A 19,305-nucleotide genomic window follows, 5' to 3' on the forward strand; every position below is an offset into this window, starting at 1 on the left:
GACGCCGGCGGAGGAGACGGGCGGGGACGCGACGGGGACGGCCACGAGGCCCCGGCCGTCATCGACCAGCGGACCTTCGAGCGCGGCGTCGAGGGGGAGACGCGCTCGTGCGGCACCGGCGCGGTCGCGATCGTGGCGGCCGCCCGCCGGCTGGGCGTGATCGACGGCGACACCGCCGTGACCCGACCGCCGGGCGGCGAGTTGCGTATCACGGTCCCGGACGACGACCACGCGACCCTGACCGGCCCGGTCGCCCGCGAGTTCTCGGGGCGGGTCGCGGCGGACCCGCGATGACGGACGCGACCGACGAATCCGACGCGCCTCCCGCGCTCGGTGCAACCGACTTCGACCCGGTCGGCTTTCTCGAGACGGCCGTTTCGACCCCCTCACACGAGGACGTCGGGGCGATGCGTCGGCTGCTCGTGGAGACGCTCGAGGCGTTCGGCGCCGACGTCGCGGTCGACGAGGGGGGCTGCGTCGTCGCCCGGAAGGGTTCGCCGGCACCCGAGGAGGGGCCACACGTCGTCGCGAACACGCACATCGACACCGTCACCCCGCACGTCGCCTTCGAGCGCGACCGCGAGGCGACCGGCCCGGAGGCGGGAGCCGGGAACGGCTCGAACGGGGCCGGACCCGCCCCCGCGGACGTGATCCGCGGTCGCGGGGCGTGTGACGCCAAGGGGCCGCTCGCGGCGCTTCTGTACGGCTACCTCGCGACGGAGCCGGCTCGCGGACGGCTCACGCTGGCGGTGACGCCCGACGAGGAGACGCTCTCCCGCGGGGCCGCGGCGCTGACGGGCAAGCTGCCGGGAAGCGGCGACGGGCTCGACGGGGACCTGTACCTCGTCGGCGAGCCGACCGGTCTCGACGTCTGTACGGCCGCGAAGGGGCGCTTTCAGGGGCGCGTCGAGCTCGACGGCGAGGCGGCACACGCCGCCGAGTTCGCGGGCGCGAACGCGGTCGCGGCCGCCGAGGGCGCGCTCGCCGCGATCCGTCGCTTCGACGACGACGCGGACGACCACCCCCAGCTCGGCCCGCCGAAGCTCACGCCGACCGTCGTCGAGGGCGGCGGGGCGACGAACCAGGTGCCGGCCGACTGCGCGATCACGGTCGACCGGCGGAGCGTTCCCCCCGAAACGGCCGAGGGGTTCCGGAGCGCGCTCGAGGGGGCGGTCCGGGCGGCGGTGGACGCGACGGCCGGAGGCGCGGCGGCCGTCGACGCTCGAGTGACCCTCGCCGACCGCGACGCCCCGTTCTTCGAGGCGTTCTCGACCGACCCGGACCACGCGTTCGTCGAGACCGTCGCGGCGGCGGCACGGGGGGCGACCGCGGACGCGGGGCTCCCGGCCGACCGCGGCGGCGCGGTCCGCCCGTTCGGCGCGGCCACGGAGGCGTCGTACTTCGCGCCGGCGCCCACGGTCGTCTTCGGCCCCGGAGACCTCGCCGACGACGCCGGCGCGGTCGCCCACGCCGAACGCGAGTACGTCAGGGTACGGGAGGTCGCGGCCGCGGCCGAGACGGTCGCGGCCGCCCTCGACCGAACGCTCGGCTGAGGCGGGGTGCGCGCGGCGGTCGGTCGATCCCGTCCCGCAGGAGGGGGTCGACCGTGCTCCGCGTCACCCGACGAAGAAGTCGATCGCGTCGTGTTTCGACTGCCCCTTGTACAGCTCCGAGTAGCCGCAGTTCGCACAGGAGACGACGACGAACCGGCGGTTCTGGACGTCGAACAGCTTCGTGAGGCCGGTCCCGCTCGTCGCGATCTCGTCGGTCTCGGTCCCCTCGCCGCCGCACTTCGGACAGCCCGACTCGCCATCCCCGAGCGTCTCCGGGTCGGCGTCGGCGCGGGAATCGCCCAGTCCGCCGGTCTCGTCGTACTCGGCCCGTCCGGGGCCGGGATCGTCGCCGCTCGATCGGTCGGAGCCGTCGCTCGTCGGTTCGTCGGCGTCGGTTCCGTCGCCGCCGAAGACGGAGTAGCTCGTGTCGGTGTCGTCGGAGGGCATCGGTTCGACGCTGAACCGTCGCCGATAAAGGCTTTCCGGCGGACGTGGCCGCCGAGGGAGCCGACGCTACAGCAGGAAGCGGTCCTCGTGCTCGTCGACGTCGACGAAGTCGTCGACGGCGTCGACCAGCTCGTCGGCCGTCGAGCTGCCGAGCCCGATCGCCTCGACGCGGACGCCCTCGTGCCTGAGGTGCGAACAGAGCCTGGCGAAGTCGCCGTCGCCGGTACAGAGGACGACGGTGTCGACGTGGTTCGCGAGGGTCACCGCGTCGAGGCTCATCCCCACGTCCCAGTCGGCCTTCTTCGAGCCGTCGGCGAACGTCTTGATGTCCTTGATCTTCGTCTCGAAGCCGATGTCGCGGAGCGCCTCGAAGAAGCTCTCCTCCTCCGGGGAATCCGCGCGGATCACGTACGCGATGGCGCGGACCAGCGAGCGATCACGGACCGCCTCCTCGAGGAGTGCCGAGTAGTCGACGTTCCGCGAGTAGCGGCTCTGTGCGGAGTGATAGAGGTTCTGTGAGTCGGCGAGGACGCCGACGCGCTGCGCGGGATGGGTGTCGACCATACGGGACCGACCACCGGCTCCGGCTAGGCTCTTGGGATCCGTCGCGGGCGGCACGGCCCGCGAAGCCGGTCGGAGCGATCCGCGTGACTTCGTTTTTCATGGGTGTAGTAACCGTTTTTTGCCCCCATCGCCGAAGGGTCGATATGACGAACGACCGTGACGGTCGCGCCGTCTGGTCGCGGGAGGCGGCCGGCCGGATCGCGCGCGACGACGACGCCGTCGCGCCGATCATCTACCCGCCAGAGACCGACCGGTTCGACGGGTTCCACGTCTGGGACACGTGGCCGGTGCGGAGCCGCGACGGGAGCCTCGCGGAGATCGACGGACACCGCGTCGTCTGCGCGCTCACGACGACCGACGACCTGCTTCCGGGCAAGCGCCACGACGTGGCGTCGATCCACTACTTCACGTCGACCGACGGCGAGTCCTGGAGCCACGGCGGGCCCCTCTTCTCCGGCGACGCGCTCGGCTCCCGGCAGTGGGCCGGCTCGACGATGGTCGACGACGGCGACGTGTACGCCTTCTACACCGCCGCGGGCGAGCGCGGCGAGGACGACCTCGCGTACACCCAGCGGATCGCGGGCGCGACCGGCGGGACGGTCCGCGTCGACGACGACGGGCTCCGGATCGACGGCGAGTGGGACCACGAGATCCTGCTCGAGCCGGACGGCGACCACTACGAGCGGGAGGAGCAGTCGCGGGGGATGACCTACACCTTCCGCGACCCGTGGTTCTTCGAGGACCCGGCAAGCGGCGAGACGTACCTCCTCTTCGAGGCGAACACCCCGGTCCCGGAGGGGGCGGACCCCTGCGACGGCGACGTCGAGGCCGCGTCGTTCAACGGGAGCGTCGGGATCGCACGCTCGCCGACCGGCGACCCGACCGAGTGGGAGCTGGAGCCGCCGCTCCTCGACGCGGTCTGCGTCAACCAGGAACTCGAGCGACCGCATCTCGTCGTCCGCGACGGCACCTACTACCTGTTCGTCTCCAGTCACCAGCACACCTTCGCGCCGGGGCTCGTCGGCTACGACGCGCTGTACGGCTTCGTCGCCGACGACCTCCGCGGCGCGTACCGCCCGCTGAACGGTCACGGCATGGTCGCGACCAACCCCGCGAACGCGCCGTTCCAGACGTACTCGTGGACCGCCTACGACCACGGCGACGAGGTGCTCGTGGCGAGCTTCTTCAACTACTACGAGTACGTCGGCGAGAGCCTCGACGGGATCGCGGAGCTCCCCGAGAGCGAGCAGCGCCGCCGGTTCGGCGGCACCCTCGCGCCGACGCTCCGGGTCGGTCTCGACGGGGACCGGACCGAGCTGCTCGGGACGCTCCGGCACGGCTGCCTGCCGCTCCCGTCGGAGGAGCTCTCCCCCGTCGACCGCGGCGGGCGACCGCGCGGAACCGACCGGGACGGCGGGTCCTACCGGTCCTAACCGACCAGCGACGGCAGCGTCGCCACGTCGATCCGCGCGGGTTCGGGCGGGTCCGCGTCCGGGTCGTCGACGACCGCCAGATCCCCGCGAGGCTCTGACGCGGCCGTCTCCTCCGCGGGCCCCGCGAGAACGACCACGCCCCCGCGCGCGAGCGGCGCGACCACGCCCGCCGCGATCGCTCTCGGGTCCGCGAACGTCGTCCGGACGACGACCCGCGTTCCGGCGTCGATCCCGCGGTCCGTCGCGGTCGTCTCCGCCGCGTCGACGAGCCGACCGTGCGGGACGGTTCCGTCGTCGGTCCGGAGGACGGGATCGCTCGGGGAGACCGTCGCCGGGGGCGTGGCGGGGTTCTCGCTCCACAGCTCCTGCTCCCAGTGTGTCGTCTCGGGGCGCTCCGGCGGGCCGCCGAACGCGGCCAGGTTCGTCCCCGGATCCGGATCGAGCGGGCGTTCGCGGTCGACGGGGGTGACCACGACGCGGTCGCCGGCCGCGACGCCCGCGGCCGGATCGAACCGGACCGTCGCGCCGAGCCCCGCCGCGCCGAGGAACGCGAGCGTCGCGTGGAGCCCCGGCGCGGGATCGACGGCGACGGTCGACCCCTCGCGCGCGCCGAGGTACCGGAGCACGTTCGCGGCCTTGTACGCGTTGGTGATCAGGTCGTGGGCGGTTCGCTCGCGGCCGTCGGGGGTGACGAGCGCGGGGTCGCGGCTCCGTCGGTCGCGCCCGAGCAGGTCGCCGACGACCTCGATTCCGGCCACCGGCTCAGGGCGCGCCCGCGATCACCATTCGGGAGCCGTCCGCCTCGAACGAGAGCGTGCGGCTCGACGCGGGGTCGACCCGGACCGCGTCGCCGGCCGCGAGCGCGACCGACTCTCCGTCGACGTCCAGCGTCGCCTCGCCCTCGAGGAGGACGTACACCTCCTCCTGGCCGTCCCCGGCGTGGTCGTGTTCCATCCCCTCCCAGTCGGCGTCTGCCTCGACGACCGTGACGCCGAGCTCGGCACAGTCGAGCGCCTCGCGCAGGAAGTACATGCCGGGCGCCTTCGGTTCGACGTCGGTGTAGGTGGCCTCGTCGTAGCCCATAGCGTCGCTTGGATCGGACGCCCGAAAAGTCTGTCTTCGGATCCCTCCCGGCTCAGAACGTGCTCTTCAGCTTCTCGAAGAAGCCGCCGCCGACGTCGATGTCCTCGCCGCCGGCCTCCGCGAACGCCTCCAGCGCCTCGCGCTGCTCCTCGTTGAGCGACTCGGGGACGACGACCGCGACCTGGACGTACAGGTCGCCGCGGCCGCGACGCCGGAGGTGGGGCATCCCCTTCCCCTTCAGCCGGAACGTCTCGCCGCTCTGGGTGCCCGCGGGCACGTCCATCTCGACGGTGCCGTCGACCGTCTCCACGTCGATGGTGTCGCCGAAGACCGCCTGCGGGAACGAGACCGCCTCGTTGACGCGGAGGTCGTCGCCGTCGCGCTCGAACCGCTCGCCGACGTCGACGTCGACCTCGATCAGCAGGTCGCCGTTCGGCCCGCCGTTCTCGCCGGGCGCGCCCTCCCGCTCCATCCGGAGGCTCTGGCCCGACTGGATCCCCGCGGGAACCTCGACGGTGAGCGTGGCCTCCTCGCGGACGATCCCGTCGCCGCCGCAGTCCGCGCAGTCCTCGCTGTACACCTCGCCCGCGCCCTCACATCGCGGACAGGTGGAGGTCTGCTGGACGCGCCCGAGCGGCGTCTGCTGGACCTGTCGCACCTGTCCCTGCCCGTTACACTGCGGACAGGTGTTCACGTCGGCGTCGGGAGGGTGCCCGTCGCCGCCGCAGGTGTCACACCGCGTGGGCCGGGTGATCGTGAACTGCTTTTCGGTCCCCTCGAACGCCTCTTCGAGGTCGATCGTGAGGCCCGTCCGGAGGTCCTGGCCCTGTCGCGGGCGGTCGTCGCGTCGGCCGCCGGCGCCGCCGGGGCCTCCGCCGCCGCCGAAGAACTGGTTGAAGATGTCCTCGAAGCCGCCGGCACCGCCGGCGCCGCCGGCGCCGCCGAACGGGCCGCCCGCCCCGCCGGGACCGCCGCCGCCCGTCGCCCCGCGCTTGTCGGCCTCGGTGAACCGCTCGTGGCCGAGCTGGTCGTACTGGCGGCGCTTCTCCTCGTCGGTGAGCACCTCCTTCGCCTTCTGTATCTTCTTGAACCGCTCCTCGGCGTCGTCGTCGTCGCTGACGTCGGGATGGTGTTTCGCGGCCTTCTTCCGGTACGCCTTCTTGATCTCGTCCTCGCTGGCGTCCCGGGAGACACCCAAGACGTCGTAGAAGTCCTCGCTCATGCGTTACGTTGGTGGTGTGGTCGTGGTTCGGTCGTGTTAAGCGGCGCGGCCGACGGCGGCGGTCGGCGACGCGATCGGCGACAGCGGCGGTCGGCGACGTCGGCGGTCGGCGACGGTCGCTCGGCCGATCGCGTCGCCCGGCGGCGGTCCGTCGTCCTCGTCGACGCCGCCGGAACCGCGTCGTGGTTCCGGTCGGCAGAAGGGGACGACTACTCGTCGTCCTCGTCGACGTCCTCGAAGTCGGCGTCGACGTACTCCTCGTCGTCGCCGTCGCCGCCCATGTCGCCGGGCCCGGCGGCACCGCCGGGGCCGCCCATGCCGCCCATGCCGCCGGGACCGGCACCGCCCGCGCCGCCCGGACCGGCCTGTGCGGCCTGTTGTTGGTACATCTGCTTGCCGATCTCCTGGAGCTGCTCCGAGAGCGCCTCGGTCACGTCCTCGATCGCCTCGGTCTCGGCGTCGTCGTCCTCGAGCGTCTCCTCGACGTCCTCGATCGCCGCCTCGATGTCGGCGACGAGGTCGTCGTCGACCTCCTCCTCGTTCTCCTCGAGGAGGGTCTCGGCGCGCTGGATCGCCGTCTCGGCCTCGTTGCGCGCCTCGATGCGCTCGCGGCGGGCCTCGTCCTCCTCGGCGTGCTTCTCGGCTTCCTCCTGCATCTCCTCGATCTCCTCGTCCGAGAGGCCGACGCCGCCCTCGATGGTGATCGACTCGGCGTTGCCCGAGCCCTGGTCCTCGGCCTCGACGTTGACGATCCCGTTCTCGTCGATGTTGAACGAGACCTCGATCTGCGGGGTGCCGGCGGGCGCCGGCGGGATGCCGGAGAGCTGGAACGCGCCGAGGAGCTCGTTCTCCTCGGCGATCTCACGTTCGCCCTGGAAGACGCGGACGTTCACGGAGGTCTGGTTGTCCGCGGCCGTGGTGAACACCTTCGACTCCTCGGTCGGGATCGTGGTGTTCTTCTCGATGAGCCGCTCGAAGAGCCCGCCCTTCACCTCGATGCCGAGCGAGAGGGGCGTGACGTCGAGCAGCACGATGTCGTCGACGTCGCCGGAGAGCACGCCGCCCTGGACCGCCGCGCCGAGCGCGACCGCCTCGTCGGGGTTGACGTTCTTCTTCGGCTCCTGGCCGACCAGCTCCTCGACCTTGTCCTGGACCTGCGGCATCCGCGTGGAGCCGCCGACGAGGATGACCTCGTCGATGTCGCCCTTCTCGTAGCCGGCGTCGGCGAGCGCCTGCTCGGTCGGCTCGACCGTGCGGTCGAGGAGGTCCGCGGTGAGGCTCTCGAAGGTCGCCCGCGTGATCGACTGTTCGAGGTGGACCGGACCGCTGTCGGTCGCGGTGATGAAGGGGAGGTTGACCGTCGTCTCCTTCTTGTTCGACAGCTCGATCTTCGCCTCCTCGGCGGCGTCCTTCAGCCGCTGGAGCGCCTGCCGGTCCTCGCGGAGGTCGATGCCGTGGTCGTTCTCGAACTCCTCGGCGATGTGGTCGATGAGGGCCTCGTCCCAGTCGTCGCCGCCGAGGTCGTTGTCCCCGTTCGTGGCGACGACCTCGTAGACGCCGCCTCCGAGATCCAGCACCGACACGTCGAAGGTGCCGCCGCCGAGGTCGTACACGAGGACCGTCTGGTCGGACTCGTCGTCGAGCCCGTACGCCATGGAGGCGGCGGTCGGCTCGTTGACGATGCGCTCGACGTCGAAGCCGGCGATCTCGCCGGCGTCCTTCGTCGCCTGGCGCTGCTTGTCGTTGAAGTAGGCGGGGACCGTGATCACGGCCTTCTCGACGTCGTCGCCGAGGTACTCCTCGGCGTCGCGTTTGATCTTCTGGAGGATCATCGCCGAGATCTGCTCGGGGCTGTACTCGTCGTCCCCGATCTCGACCGTGTAGTCGTCCTCGCCCATGTGGCGTTTGATGGACTGGATCGTTCGGTCGGGGTTCTGGACGGCCTGGTTCTTCGCCGGTTTCCCGACGAGCCGCTCGCCGTCGTCGGAGAAGGCGACGACCGACGGGGTCGTCCGGTCGCCCTCCGCGTTCGCGATGATCTCGGGCTCGTCGCCCTCCATCACCGCGAACGCGGAGTTGGTGGTACCGAGGTCGATACCGAGGATCTTGTTGGTCGCCATCTTGCCAGTGAATACCGGCTTGTATCGGTTAAAGGTTACTAGACGCCCCGATCCTCGTCTCGAACCGATCCCGCTGCGGTGTTGCGGTTTCCGTGATCGTGGTAGCCACTCACATCGGTGTCTTTATACTGACCCGCAAACCCAGCCGCCCGGCGGGGCGGGGCGCCGTCGACCGCTCGGTCCCCCGGAGCGCGCCGTCGGATCAGAGCCCGGAGACGAGGTCCTCGAGCACCGCCGCGGGGTCGTCCGCCTTGGCGACGCCGGAGGCGAGGAGGACCCCGGACGCGCCCAGCTCGCCCGCCGCGTCCACGTCGTCGCCCGTCGAGACGCCGGCCCCGCAGAACACGTCGACCTCGGGGTCGACGGCCTCGGCGGCCGTGACCGCGTCCTCGACGATGCCGGGGTCGGCCGTCGCGACGGAGACGTCGCCGCCGATGAGCTCCGGCGGCTCGACGGCGACCGCGTCGGGCGAGAGCGCCGCGGCGGCGCCGATCTGCGCCGGGTTGTTCGCACAGACGATCGTCTCCAGGCCGGCCCGCTCGGCCGCCCCGACGGAGCCGTCGATATCGGCGAGCTTGAGACGGTTCTCCGAGTGGTTGATCAGCGTCCCCGCGGCCCCGTTGTCGGCGACCGCCTCCGCCAGCGTCGACCCGGTGTGGGAGCCGTGCCCGTTCGGCGAGACGTGCTGGGCCCACGTCTCGACGCCCGTCTCCGCGACGCGGGCGAGGTCGGCCGCCTGCGGGGCGACGCCGATCCGCGCGCCCGACGCCTCGGCGACGTCGCGGGCGGCGGTCGCGACCGCGATCGGATCACAGGGATACGCCTTGAGGTTCACCAGGATGAACATGCCCGAGGTAACGGACGGGGGCGCAAATACCTTCGTGGTCGGTCGGCGCCTCCGGAACGCCCGTCTTCCGGAGCGGCGGCTCTCCGGCTCGCCCGGAGCGGCGGCTTCCCGGATCGACCGCCTCCCGGAGCAACACTCTTAACCCGTGCGGGAGACCGACACACGAACCCGCGTTTCGGCGGGGCCGATATCGCATGTCGCTCATCGAGATCATCTCCGGGGTCGAGGCCAGCGAGGCCACGCTGACGGTGTTCGATCCGGACCCGAGCGTCGCCGAGACGCTCGCGGAACACTTCGCGGACCGGAACCTCCGGGTCGTCGCGGAGCGTCCGGCGGCGGGACCGACCGGCTACGCCGTGCTCTCGCGCGACGGCGAGTTCGTGACCGCGGCCGCGATCGACGACCTCCTTCCCGGTACCGACGGTGACGCGTCCGCCGACGGCGACGAGGCGTCCGCCGACGACGGCGACGGCGACGAGGCGTCCGACGGGCGCCGTTCCGACGAGGAGCGCGGGGCGACCGCCTCCCGGCGCGTCGGCCAGCCGATACTCGACCACCTCGACGAGACGCTCTTCACCTCCTACTCCCGTGCCGACATGGTCGCCGCCTCCCGCGAGATCGAGGACCGCGCCTGGCGCGTCGGCGACGGCGAGCTCCACGCGGGCTTTCAGACGCTCGACGTCCTGACCGGCGAGGCGAACACGTACGACCGGCTCGCCGGCAAGGACCGTCTCGACGTCCACGCGTACGCGGCCGCCGAGGGCGACGCGCCGGCGGCCGACGAGTACGAGGTCCACGTCGGCCGCACCGCGGAGATCCGCGAGACCTGGTTCGTCGCCTACGACGGCGGCGGGTTCGACGGCGCGAAGTGCGTGCTGCTCGCCGAGGAGCGCGAGCCGGGGCGGTTCTACGGCTTCTGGAGCTACGATCCCGACACCGTCGACCGGGTCATCGACTACCTGACCGAGCGGTACGGCACGTCGGAGGCGCACGACGAGGACGACGCGACCGCCTGATCGGGGGCCGCCCCGTCGGGACGCCACGGCCGGTCGGCCGGAGTCTTCAACCCCGCCCGCGTTCAAGCGTCGGCCGATGACCACCGAGTCGAACGCGCCTCCCCCGCGGCTGCTCCTGGTCGGGGACGCGGCGTGGATCGATCCCCTCGCGGACGCGCTGGAGACGGCGTCGAGCGCGACGGTCCGGACGGCCTCGACCGAAGCACGCGCGCTCGACGCGATCCGTACGCGGCGGCCCGACGCCGTCGTCACCGCACGGCGGCTTCCCGAAACCACCGGGGTCGCCCTCCTCCGGACGCTCCGCGAGCGGGACGCGACGCTCCCCGTGATCGTGGCGACCGCGTCGGGAAGCGAGGCGCTCGCGAGCGACGCCATCGCGGCCGGCGCCGCCGACTACGTCCCCGTCGACGCCGGCGACGTCGACGGCTCGGCTCGGCGGCTCCTCGATCGCGCCGCGGCCGCGATCGAAACCGCCCGACGCGACCGCGCCCGACGCGACCGTGCCAGGCAGTTCGACGCGATATTCCGCGACGAACGGACCGCGACGTGGGTGCTCGACGCGGCGGGGACGGTCGATCGGATGAACCGGACCGCCCGCGACCTGTCGGGCGAGCGCGCCGCGGTCGGCCCGGCGACGTCGGCCGGACCCGACGGGACCGCCGCCGTCCCGCTCTGGGACCTCCCGCGCTGGTCCGGCTCCGACCGCGTCCGGGACGACGTCAGGCGGGTGGTCGAGACCGCGCTCGACGGCGAGTTCGGACACGCCGTCGTCATCCACGACGCCGGCCGCGACGGCGACCGTGCCGAGGGTGTCGACGCCGATCGGGTCGGCGGCCGCGACGCCGACGGCGGGCGGGCCGTGATCGAACTGTCCGCGCGCCCGGTGACCGACGACCGGGGGGAGTTGACCTCCGTCGTCGTCGAGGGGGTCGACGTCACGGACCACGCCGACGTGGAGCGCGACCTCCGCCGCTCGGAGGAGCTTCACCGGGTCACGCTCAACAACATGACCGACACCGTCCTCATCACCGACGAGGACGGCGAGTACACCTACGTCTGTCCCAACGTCCACTTCATCTTCGGGTACACGGCCGAGGAGATACGCGACCTCGGCACCATCGACGACCTCCTCGGCGAGGACCTCTTCGACCGCGAGACCCTCGCCGAGGAGGGCGTGTTGAAGAACATCGAGTGTACCGTGACGGACGAGGCCGGCCGCGAGCACACGCTTCTCGTCAACGTCCGGGAGGTGTCCATCCACGACGGAACCCTGCTGTACAGCTGTCGCGACATCACCGAGCGCAAACGGCGCGAGCGGGCGCTCGCGACCCTCCAGGAGACGGCACGCGAGTTCCTCTACGCCGGAACCGACGGGGAGATCGCCCGGCGTGCCGTCGACGACACGCCGGCGGTGCTCGGATTCGACGCCGCCGCGGTGTATCGGTTCGACCCCGACGCCAACGTGCTCCGTCCGGTCGCCTACTCCGACGGCATGCGGGCGGTTCACGGCCCGCCGTCCCCGATCGACACCGACGGCGGGACGCTCGTGGGACACGCCTTCGTCGAGGACGAGCGGCTGTTCCTCGACGACGTCCACGCCGACGAGCGGCTCGCGGACCGGTCGACGGACCTCCGCAGCGTCGCGTTCATCCCGCTCGGGGAGAACGGCGTGTTCGTCGCCGGCACGACGGCGGTGGGCGCGTTCGACGAGGTGACCCGCGAGCTCGCCGACCTGCTCGCGGCCGCCGCCGAGGCCGCCTTCGACCGCATCGGACGCGAGGAGCGGCTCCGCGAACAGGACCGGGAACTACAGCGGCGAAACGAGCGTCTCACGGCGTTGAACCGCATCAACGAGACGATCCGCGAGATCGACGGCGCGCTCGTCCGCGCGGAGACGCGCGAGGAGGTCGAACACGCGGTCTGCGAGCTGTTGACGGGGGACGACCGGTTCCGCTTCGCGTGGATCGGCTCGACCGACGCGGCCGGGGAGACGCTCGAGCCGCGGGCGTGGGCGGGCACGGAACGGGGGTACCTCGACGACCAGTCCGTCCCGGTGGCCGCCGCCGGCGTCGAGCCGGCCGGCCGGACCGCGGCGACCGGCGAGATGACGGTGGTCGGGAACGTCCCCGGCGGGCTCCGCGAGGAGGCGTGGCGCAAGGCGGCCGTCTCGCGTGATCACCTCTCCGTGATCAGCGTACCGCTCGTCTACAACGAGCTGACCTACGGCGTTCTCACCGTCTACGCCGGGGAGCGGGAGGCGTTCTCCGGGCTGGTCCGGGAGGTCTTCGCGGAGCTCGGCGAGACGATCGCCGCCGCGATGGGGGCGATCGAACGGAAGAACGCGCTGGTGACGACGTCGACGACGCGCGTCGAGTTCGCCGTCGAGGACCCGAGTTTCCTCCTCTCGCGGCTGGCACGGGACGCCTCGTGTACGGTGTCGTATCAGGGCGGCGCGCGCCAGACGGCGGCGGGGAGCTACGTCTTCGTCGAGGTGGAGGGCGCGGCGGTCGACTCGGTCGCGGCGGTCGCACGCGACCTCCTCGTCGTGGACTCCGTCCGGGAGATCAACGCGACCGCCACGGGAGGCGTGTTGCGGCTTCGGCTCTCGCGGCCGTTCCTCGCGGGCGAGCTGGCCGATCACGGGATCGTGTTTCACGGCGCGTCCGCCACGCCGGAGTCGGCGAGCGTCGTCGTCGACGTTCCGGAGGGGGTCGACGTCTCACGGATCGGCAGGCTCCTCGAGGAGGTGTTCGAGGGGACGCGACTCGTCTCGAAACACGCGGGGGATCGCACGGGGGAGCGCGACGTCCACTCGCGGTTCCTCGACGACCTGACCGACCGGCAGCTCGAGGTGATCCAGACCGCCTACTACGCCGGCTTCTTCGAGTCCCCGCGGGAACGCTCCGGCGAGGAGATCGCCGAGACGCTCGACGTCTCCTCGTCCGCGTTCTACCAGCACGTCCGCGTCGTCCAGCGAAAACTGTTCTCGGCGCTCTTCGACGACCGGAACGTCGACCTCGCCGGATCGGCGGATTGAGGTTCAACTTCCAACCACCGTCCGTCTCGATGGTTGGATGTTGAACCACACGATACAGGTGCCTCCTCCGGCTACCCGCGACGAGGGCAGCCGGACCGGCCGGTGCTCGCGTACCACAATGAGAGACGTGACCCAAGACGCCGGAGAGGAGAGCGCGTACGAGTGCTTCGATTGCGGAAACGTCGTCGTCGGACCGAATCCGGGCACCTGTCCCGAGTGCGGGAGCACGGTGCGGAACCGCGGGACGCCGATGGAGTAGTCGGCTCAGTCCTTCCGTTTGACCACGTCGCCGAGCGTCATCGTGCCGGCGTCGTTGGACTCCCAGTCGGCGTCGACGTCCTCCCCCTCGACGAGCGAGACGTCGAGCGCGCGCTCGAGCTTCCGCTGGACCTCGTCGGTGGGCAGCGTGTCGCCGCGCTCGAGCTTCCGGATCAGGCTCGCCTTCTCGTTGAGGTCGTCCGCGAGCTCCTCCTGGCTCACCCCCTTCGACTCCCGAGCGTTGCGGATCCGATCGTCGTAGTCGGTGGCGATCTCCTCCATGTCGTCGAACATGTCGCGGCGACGCCGCGAGCCGCCCGACGACCCCCCGGAGCCGCCGGAACCGCTCGAGGAGGACGAGGAGGGGGTCCCGGAGCTGGAGCTCGTCGAGTACTTGCTCCCCGACGAGCCGCTCGGCTCCTCGCGGACCTCCGTGCCGAAGTCCGTACAGGAGCTACACAGCTCCAACTCGGCGCCTTCGACCTTCGTCGTCGTCAGGGAGGCCTGCTCGGCACCACACATTTCACACTGGGGCATACGCGACGGTAACGCAGCCGGTCGTATAAAGGGTGCGCCGCGACGGGCGGACGGCCGTTCTCCCGCCCTCGAGCGCCGGCGATCCGGCACCGACGGCCGGCGACCCCCTTCGACTCCGTGCCGGCGTCGTGGGTCGCCGTAACACACTTAAGCGGACGCTCTGTACCCACTCCCAGTGGCATCCCGACAGGGCGGGTCGGGGGCCGAGGAGGTCCCCCGTCCCGGATCGACGGAGCGTCGGACCGCACCGCACACGGCGTCGCCCGAGGCCGCGTCACCCGAGGCCGATCGACGCCGCGCGTCGACCGCCCGACCCGGATCGCCGGACGCGACCGGGACGCGAGGTCGGACGACCGGTCCCGGCCGCGGACGGTCGATCCGACCGCGGAGCCGAACCCCGGAGGATCCGCCCCTCCGTGACCCCGGTTTGTACGCGCTCACGAACCACTTCCGCGAGCGGCTCGAACAGCCCGGCCGGTACGTCTCCACGCGGACCGTCACCGAGGCGATCCGGCGCGGACAGCTCCGCTGGAACCGGACCGACGGGTGGCGGTTCGCGCTCGTCGACGGCGGGATCCGGTTCGTCGTCGTCGTGAGCGACACCGAGACCGACTCCCCGGTCGTCGTCACCGGCTGGACCGAGGTCGCGGACCGCGAGGCGGCGCTGGAGGCGGGCCGGTTCGACCCGGTCGACGTCGACACCATCGGCCTCCGGGCCGCGTTGAGCGAGACGCCCGAAACCACGATCCCCGACCGGATCCGGCCGCGTGCGGTCACCCGACCGTTCGTCGTCGGCGGCCATCGGCTGGAGACCGACCCCGGCGAGCCGTTCGTCCGCTGCGTCGAGTGCGGCTGTCGGTTCCGGTCGAAGGAGGCGATCACCTCGCGGCGCTGTCGTGGTCCGTCGGCCGGGCGGTAGGCGGGCGCGCCCGCCACGTTTACCGCCTCCGCCGATCGCGGAGCGACGAGAATCCGACCCGTTCTTCAGAGGTCGATCACGGCGGTGGCGTGCGCCTCCGAGCGGCCGGAGGCCGCGAGGAGCCCGCACGAGGGAGTCGGCGGGCCGGAGCGACGCGGAGGACGGCCGACGAGGCTGGGGCTTTGGAGGTGCTGGCCGTGAAACAGAGATCGAGCAATACCGATCGAGGAAAACACCTCGATCTCTCCTCGACTGCTCTCCGTCCCGGTCGAGCGCGGACGCTACCCATTTCCGCGTCGCGGTCGAACCCGGAGTGATGACCGACGACACCGGCGACCCCGCCGCCGGCGACGACGATTCCGCGGTCGAGGCCGAACCCGTCTCCGACGACTCCACCGCTCCCGACGACGGTCCCACCGACGTCCCGCTCGACCGCTTTCACGAGGCGCTCGAGGCCGAGGAGCGCCCCGTCGCGACCGCCAGCGAGGTCGCGCGGCGGCTGGGGACGACGCAGGCCGCCGCCCGCGACGCGCTCGCCGACCTCGTCGAGCGGGGGGACGTGGACCGGCTCGACGTCGAGAGCGATCCCGTCGTCTTCTACCCGAGCGACTGGGGCGCGTTGGCGTCCCGCGAGCGCGTGGTCGCCTTCCCGAGCCGGCGGGAGATCGTCGTCGACCGGCCGACGCAGTTCACGCGGGCGCGGCTCTCGCAGTTCGCGTACCTCGTCGACACCACGGGGACCGAGCCCGGCACGCGGGGCTACCTCTACCGGATCCGCCAGGAGGACGTGTGGGCCGCGCCGTTCGAGGACGCCGACGCGCTGATCGCGAGCCTGCGCGCCGTCCTCCCGCGACGCGCCGACCACCTCGAGGAGTGGATCCGCGACCAGTGGCGGCGCGCGCACCGCTTCCGGCTGTACACCCACGAGGACGGCTACGTCGTCCTCGAGGCGGCCAACGAGAGCCTGCTGGGCAACGTCGCCGAGAGCCACCTCGAGGACGGCCAGCTCCGCGCGCCGATCTCCGAGACGGAGGCGTGGGTGAACGAGGACGCCGTCGCGGGCGTCAAGCGCGCGCTGTACGACGCGGGCTATCCCGTCGAGGACGACCGCGACCTGGAGACGGGCGACCCGGTCGCGATCGACCTCACGACCGACCTCCGCGACTATCAGGAGACGTGGGTCGAGACGTTCCTCGAGTCGCGCTCGGGCGTGTACGTCGGCCCGCCCGGATCGGGCAAGACGGTCGCCGCCATCGCGACGATCGCGGCCGTCGGCGGCGAGACGCTGATCCTGGTCCCCTCCCGCGAGCTCGCGGAGCAGTGGCGCGAGGAGCTGCTGGCACACTCCACGGTCGATCCCGCCGACGTGGGGCTGTATCACGGCGGGACGAAGGACGTCAGGCCGGTCACGATCGCGACCTACCAGATCGCGGGGATGGACCGCCACCGCTCGCTGTTCGACTCCCGCGAGTGGGGGTTGATCTGCTTCGACGAGGCGCACCACGTCACCGCGCCCGTCTACTCCCGAACCGCCGAGCTCCAGAGCAAACACCGGCTCGGGCTGTCGGCGACGCCGGTCCGGGAGACGGGCAGCGAGGAGGAGATCTACACCCTGATCGGCCAGCCGATCGGGGCGGACTGGGACGCGCTGTTCGAGGCGGGGTTCGTCCAGGAGCCGGAAGTCGAGATCCGGTACGTCCCGTGGCGCGAGGAGCTGGCCAGAAACGAGTACGCCAGCGCGGACGGCCGGGAGCGCCGACGGCTCGCCGCCGAGAACCCCGCGAAGGTCGCGGAGGTCCGCTACCTGCTCGCCGCGCACCGCGGGAAGCAGGCGCTCGTGTTCGTCGAGTACCTCGACCACGGCGAGGCGATCGCCGACGCGATCGGCGCGCCCTTCATCAGCGGCGAGACGCCCCACCGCGACCGCGCGGAGCTGTTCCGGCGGTTCCGCGAGGACGACGACGACCTCGACGCCCTCGTCGTCTCGCGGGTCGGCGACGAGGGGATCGACCTCCCGAACGCGGAGCTGGCGGTCGTCGCGAGCGGGCTCGGGGGGAGCCGTCGCCAGGGCTCACAGCGCGCCGGGCGGACGATGCGGCCCGCGGGGTCGGCGCTCGTCTACGTGCTCGCGACCCGCGGGACGAGCGAGGAGGAGTTCGCCCAGCGGCAGATGCGCCACCTCGCGCGTAAGGGCGTCCGGGTGCGCGAGACGAACGTGGCGGAGTAGGGGAGGTGAGTGACGGAGTAGAGGAGGTGAGTGACGGGGTGGGGGGTACGTCCGTGCCGGCGTAACGCGGCACACAGCGAAGCTTTCAATTCCCGGTCGGTCGACGTCGTCGTATGGACCCGACAGACGGCTCGGAGAGGACGGTCGGCGAGGCGGTCGTCGACTGCCTGCTCGACCACGGGATCGACACGGCCTTCGGCATCCCCGGCAAGCAGACGCTCCCGCTCAACCGGGGGTTCGCCGACCGCGACGCGCGGTTCGTCGTGGCGCGACACGAGACCGCGGTCACCCACCAGGCGTGGGGGTACGCGGAGACGGCCGAGCCGGGGACGATGGCCGCCACCGTGGTCGTTCCCGGTCCGGGCGACATGAACGCCATGAACGGGCTGAAGAACGCGAAAAACGACAACGTCCCGCTGCTTCACCTGGCCGTCGAGACCGAACGCGAGGTCCGCGGCGGCGACGGGATCCACGAGACGCCCCCGGAGACGTACGACACGGTGGTGAAGGAGAACGTCCTCGTCGAGTCGCCGGCGGGCGCGGTCGCGGCCGTCGCCGACGCGATCCGGGTCGCCCGCGAGGCCCCGCAGGGGCCGGTGCGGGTCGGGATCCCGAAGGACGTCCTCGCGAGCCGGACGCCGCAGGCGACCCCGCCGGAGGCGGAGCCGGCGGAGCCCCCCGCGCCCTCGGCGTCGTCCGTCGAGGCGGCCGCGGACCGCCTCGGCGACGCCGACGCGCCGGTCGTGATCGCGGGCGGCGGCGTCCGGCGCGCCGGCGCGACGGACGCCCTCCGCACGGTCGCGGAGGCGCTCGACGCGCCGGTCGTCACGACGTACAAGGGGAAGGGCGTGCTCCCGGAGACGCACCCTCTCTCGGCGGGCGTCCTCTGTGGCGGCGCGAGCACGGAGCTGCGCGAGCTGCTCGCCGAGGCCGACGCGGGGCTGGTCGTCGGGTCGGACCTCGACGCGGTCTCGACCGGCAAGTGGTCGGTGTCGATGCCGGAGACGCTCGTCCACGTCACGCTCGACGGCGACGACATCGGGTTCGGCTACGAGGCCGACCTCGGGGTCGTCGCCGACGCGGACCGGTTCCTCGGGACGCTCGCCGACCGGCTCGATCCTGCCGAATCCGGCGCCGACACCCCCGGCGCGGCCCGTGCGGCGGCGGTCCGCGAGGCGGACCGCGACCGGTTCGACGCGGTCGCGGCCGCCCGCGACGACGACGCCCCGCTCCGGTCGGTCGAGGTGCTCGGCGAGGTGCGCGACGTGCTCCCCGAGGAGACGGTCGTGGCCGCCGACGCGGGCGGGTTCCGGCTGTGGACGCTGGTCTCCTTCCCGGCGTCCGGCCCCGAATCGTACGTCAATCCCGGCTCGTGGGCGACGATGGGCACCGGGCTCCCCTCGGCGATCGGCGCGAAGCTCGCGAACCCCGACGACGACGTGGTCGCGTTGACCGGCGACGGCGGGCTCATGATGTGTGTCCACGAGCTCCACACGCTGGCGTCGGAGGAGATCGACGTCACCGTGGTCGCGTTGAACAACGACGACTACGCGATCATCAGCGAGGAGGCCGAGCGGACCTACGACTTCCCCGCGCAGGCGTACGGCTGGGTCGACACGGGGCTCGACATCGCGTCGATCGCCGCCGGCATGGGCGTTCGCGCCGAGCGCGTGAGCGACCTCGACGCCGTCGGCGACGCCGTCGACGACGCACGCGCCCACGACGGGCCGGCGCTCGTCGAGGTCGTCACCGACCCGGACGAGCCGCAGGCCAGCGAGTGGATGACCCGCGACCGCTGAGACGATCCGGCGCGTAGCGAACGACTCCGCCGCTCGGCGGGGATCCCGCGGTGAGGCCGCGTCCCGGCGATCCCGGTCGGAGCGTGAGTCTTAACAACACCCGTTGTGAATTCCGGGACATGACCAGCGCCAACGACGTCCCCGTCGGGATCGTCGGCCTCGGCGGGATCGGAACCCACCACGCGAGACAGTTCCTCGAGCGGGGTGCGAACCTCGTCGGCGTCGATGTCCATGCCGCCGACG

Annotated in this window: 16 protein-coding genes and 1 pseudogene; 9 read left to right on the plus strand and 8 right to left on the minus strand. The window is 72.1% G+C overall.

Annotation, left to right across the window (positions count from 1 at the left end; genetic code table 11):
* Together DJ70_RS14110 and DJ70_RS14115 are read left to right on the plus strand one after the other, a co-directional pair.
* Positions 1–294: pseudogene (locus DJ70_RS14110) on the plus strand (hypothetical protein); the annotation flags it as partial.
* Positions 291–1,553, plus strand: a complete 1,263-nt coding sequence (locus DJ70_RS14115; RefSeq protein ID WP_094534067.1) for a M20/M25/M40 family metallo-hydrolase — start codon at positions 291–293, stop codon at positions 1,551–1,553. The pseudogene DJ70_RS14110 and the gene DJ70_RS14115, both read left to right, overlap by 4 nt.
* Before the next feature lie 63 nt (positions 1,554–1,616).
* On the opposite strand, the gene DJ70_RS14120 is transcribed toward DJ70_RS14115, so the two are convergent.
* Entirely contained in the window at positions 1,617–2,000 is a 384-nt protein-coding gene (locus tag DJ70_RS14120; protein WP_094534069.1) for a zinc ribbon domain-containing protein, read from the minus strand.
* 66 nt (positions 2,001–2,066) lie between these two features.
* On the minus strand, positions 2,067–2,564 hold the full coding sequence (locus DJ70_RS14125) for a LabA-like NYN domain-containing protein (RefSeq protein WP_094534071.1): 498 nt from the start codon (positions 2,562–2,564) through the stop codon (positions 2,067–2,069).
* Between the two features lie 143 nt (positions 2,565–2,707).
* On the opposite strand from DJ70_RS14125, the gene DJ70_RS14130 reads away from it, so the two are divergent.
* Positions 2,708–3,997, plus strand: a complete 1,290-nt coding sequence (locus DJ70_RS14130; RefSeq protein ID WP_094534073.1) for a glycoside hydrolase family 68 protein — start codon at positions 2,708–2,710, stop codon at positions 3,995–3,997.
* Here DJ70_RS14130 and DJ70_RS14135 read toward each other — a convergent pair.
* The 5 genes from DJ70_RS14135 to tpiA all read right to left on the minus strand — a co-directional run bounded on the left by DJ70_RS14135 (position 3,994) and on the right by tpiA (position 9,269).
* The gene (locus tag DJ70_RS14135) at positions 3,994–4,746 is read right to left on the minus strand and encodes a hypothetical protein (protein ID WP_094534093.1); all 753 of its coding nucleotides are present in this window, start codon (positions 4,744–4,746) and stop codon (positions 3,994–3,996) included. The genes DJ70_RS14130 and DJ70_RS14135 overlap by 4 nt on opposite strands.
* 13 nt (positions 4,747–4,759) lie before the next feature.
* The gene (locus DJ70_RS14140) at positions 4,760–5,080 is read right to left on the minus strand and encodes a cupin domain-containing protein (protein ID WP_094534075.1); all 321 of its coding nucleotides are present in this window, start codon (positions 5,078–5,080) and stop codon (positions 4,760–4,762) included.
* A 52-nt stretch (positions 5,081–5,132) separates the two neighbouring features.
* Positions 5,133–6,302, minus strand: coding sequence for a molecular chaperone DnaJ (gene dnaJ, locus DJ70_RS14145; RefSeq protein WP_094534077.1), 1,170 nt, complete (start codon positions 6,300–6,302; stop codon positions 5,133–5,135).
* Between the two features lie 209 nt (positions 6,303–6,511).
* Positions 6,512–8,422, minus strand: a complete 1,911-nt coding sequence (dnaK, locus tag DJ70_RS14150) for a molecular chaperone DnaK (protein ID WP_094534079.1) — start codon at positions 8,420–8,422, stop codon at positions 6,512–6,514.
* A 202-nt stretch (positions 8,423–8,624) separates the two neighbouring features.
* Positions 8,625–9,269 carry a triose-phosphate isomerase gene (gene tpiA / locus DJ70_RS14155; protein ID WP_094534081.1) on the minus strand — a complete coding sequence of 215 codons (645 nt, stop codon included), beginning with the start codon at positions 9,267–9,269 and terminating at the stop codon, positions 8,625–8,627.
* A 194-nt stretch (positions 9,270–9,463) separates the two neighbouring features.
* On the opposite strand from tpiA, the gene DJ70_RS14160 reads away from it, so the two are divergent.
* The 3 genes from DJ70_RS14160 (at position 9,464) to DJ70_RS17050 (ending at position 13,581) form a co-directional block, all read left to right on the plus strand.
* Positions 9,464–10,285: a DICT sensory domain-containing protein gene (locus DJ70_RS14160; RefSeq protein ID WP_094534083.1), complete on the plus strand. Its 822-nt coding sequence runs from the start codon at positions 9,464–9,466 to the stop codon at positions 10,283–10,285.
* 76 nt (positions 10,286–10,361) lie between these two features.
* Positions 10,362–13,322 (plus strand): bacterio-opsin activator domain-containing protein, encoded by a 2,961-nt coding sequence (locus tag DJ70_RS14165; protein ID WP_094534085.1) that lies wholly within the window; start codon positions 10,362–10,364, stop codon positions 13,320–13,322.
* Between the two features lie 118 nt (positions 13,323–13,440).
* The gene (locus DJ70_RS17050) at positions 13,441–13,581 is read left to right on the plus strand and encodes a rubrerythrin-like domain-containing protein (RefSeq protein ID WP_143421046.1); all 141 of its coding nucleotides are present in this window, start codon (positions 13,441–13,443) and stop codon (positions 13,579–13,581) included.
* A gap of 5 nt (positions 13,582–13,586) precedes the next feature.
* On the opposite strand, the gene DJ70_RS14170 is transcribed toward DJ70_RS17050, so the two are convergent.
* On the minus strand, positions 13,587–14,117 hold the full coding sequence (locus DJ70_RS14170) for a multiprotein bridging factor aMBF1 (protein WP_094534087.1): 531 nt from the start codon (positions 14,115–14,117) through the stop codon (positions 13,587–13,589).
* A gap of 175 nt (positions 14,118–14,292) precedes the next feature.
* Between DJ70_RS14170 and DJ70_RS14175 the strand changes: the two genes are divergently transcribed.
* The 3 genes from DJ70_RS14175 (at position 14,293) to DJ70_RS14185 (ending at position 19,062) form a co-directional block, all read left to right on the plus strand.
* Positions 14,293–15,036: a hypothetical protein gene (locus DJ70_RS14175; RefSeq protein ID WP_179234068.1), complete on the plus strand. Its 744-nt coding sequence runs from the start codon at positions 14,293–14,295 to the stop codon at positions 15,034–15,036.
* Between the two features lie 316 nt (positions 15,037–15,352).
* Positions 15,353–17,263 (plus strand): DEAD/DEAH box helicase, encoded by a 1,911-nt coding sequence (locus DJ70_RS14180; protein WP_094534089.1) that lies wholly within the window; start codon positions 15,353–15,355, stop codon positions 17,261–17,263.
* 113 nt (positions 17,264–17,376) lie between these two features.
* Positions 17,377–19,062 (plus strand): thiamine pyrophosphate-binding protein, encoded by a 1,686-nt coding sequence (locus DJ70_RS14185; RefSeq protein ID WP_094534091.1) that lies wholly within the window; start codon positions 17,377–17,379, stop codon positions 19,060–19,062.
* Positions 19,063–19,305 lie beyond the last annotated feature (243 nt).

It is taken from the genome of Halorubrum halodurans, from assembly GCF_002252985.1.
Lineage (GTDB): Archaea > Halobacteriota > Halobacteria > Halobacteriales > Haloferacaceae > Halorubrum > Halorubrum halodurans.

Bases quoted from the DNA above. Each gene is read 5' to 3' on its own strand.
- DJ70_RS14115 (WP_094534067.1), top strand. From the start codon at position 291: ATGACGGACGCGACCGACGAATCCGACGCGCCTCCCGCGCTCGGTGCA.
- DJ70_RS14120 (WP_094534069.1), bottom strand. From the start codon at position 2,000: ATGCCCTCCGACGACACCGACACGAGCTACTCCGTCTTCGGCGGCGAC.
- DJ70_RS14125 (WP_094534071.1), bottom strand. From the start codon at position 2,564: ATGGTCGACACCCATCCCGCGCAGCGCGTCGGCGTCCTCGCCGACTCA.
- DJ70_RS14130 (WP_094534073.1), top strand. From the start codon at position 2,708: ATGACGAACGACCGTGACGGTCGCGCCGTCTGGTCGCGGGAGGCGGCC.
- DJ70_RS14140 (WP_094534075.1), bottom strand. From the start codon at position 5,080: ATGGGCTACGACGAGGCCACCTACACCGACGTCGAACCGAAGGCGCCC.
- dnaJ (WP_094534077.1), bottom strand. From the start codon at position 6,302: ATGAGCGAGGACTTCTACGACGTCTTGGGTGTCTCCCGGGACGCCAGC.
- dnaK (WP_094534079.1), bottom strand. From the start codon at position 8,422: ATGGCGACCAACAAGATCCTCGGTATCGACCTCGGTACCACCAACTCC.
- tpiA (WP_094534081.1), bottom strand. From the start codon at position 9,269: ATGTTCATCCTGGTGAACCTCAAGGCGTATCCCTGTGATCCGATCGCG.
- DJ70_RS14160 (WP_094534083.1), top strand. From the start codon at position 9,464: ATGTCGCTCATCGAGATCATCTCCGGGGTCGAGGCCAGCGAGGCCACG.
- DJ70_RS14165 (WP_094534085.1), top strand. From the start codon at position 10,362: ATGACCACCGAGTCGAACGCGCCTCCCCCGCGGCTGCTCCTGGTCGGG.
- DJ70_RS17050 (WP_143421046.1), top strand. From the start codon at position 13,441: ATGAGAGACGTGACCCAAGACGCCGGAGAGGAGAGCGCGTACGAGTGC.
- DJ70_RS14170 (WP_094534087.1), bottom strand. From the start codon at position 14,117: ATGCCCCAGTGTGAAATGTGTGGTGCCGAGCAGGCCTCCCTGACGACG.
- DJ70_RS14180 (WP_094534089.1), top strand. From the start codon at position 15,353: ATGACCGACGACACCGGCGACCCCGCCGCCGGCGACGACGATTCCGCG.
- DJ70_RS14185 (WP_094534091.1), top strand. From the start codon at position 17,377: ATGGACCCGACAGACGGCTCGGAGAGGACGGTCGGCGAGGCGGTCGTC.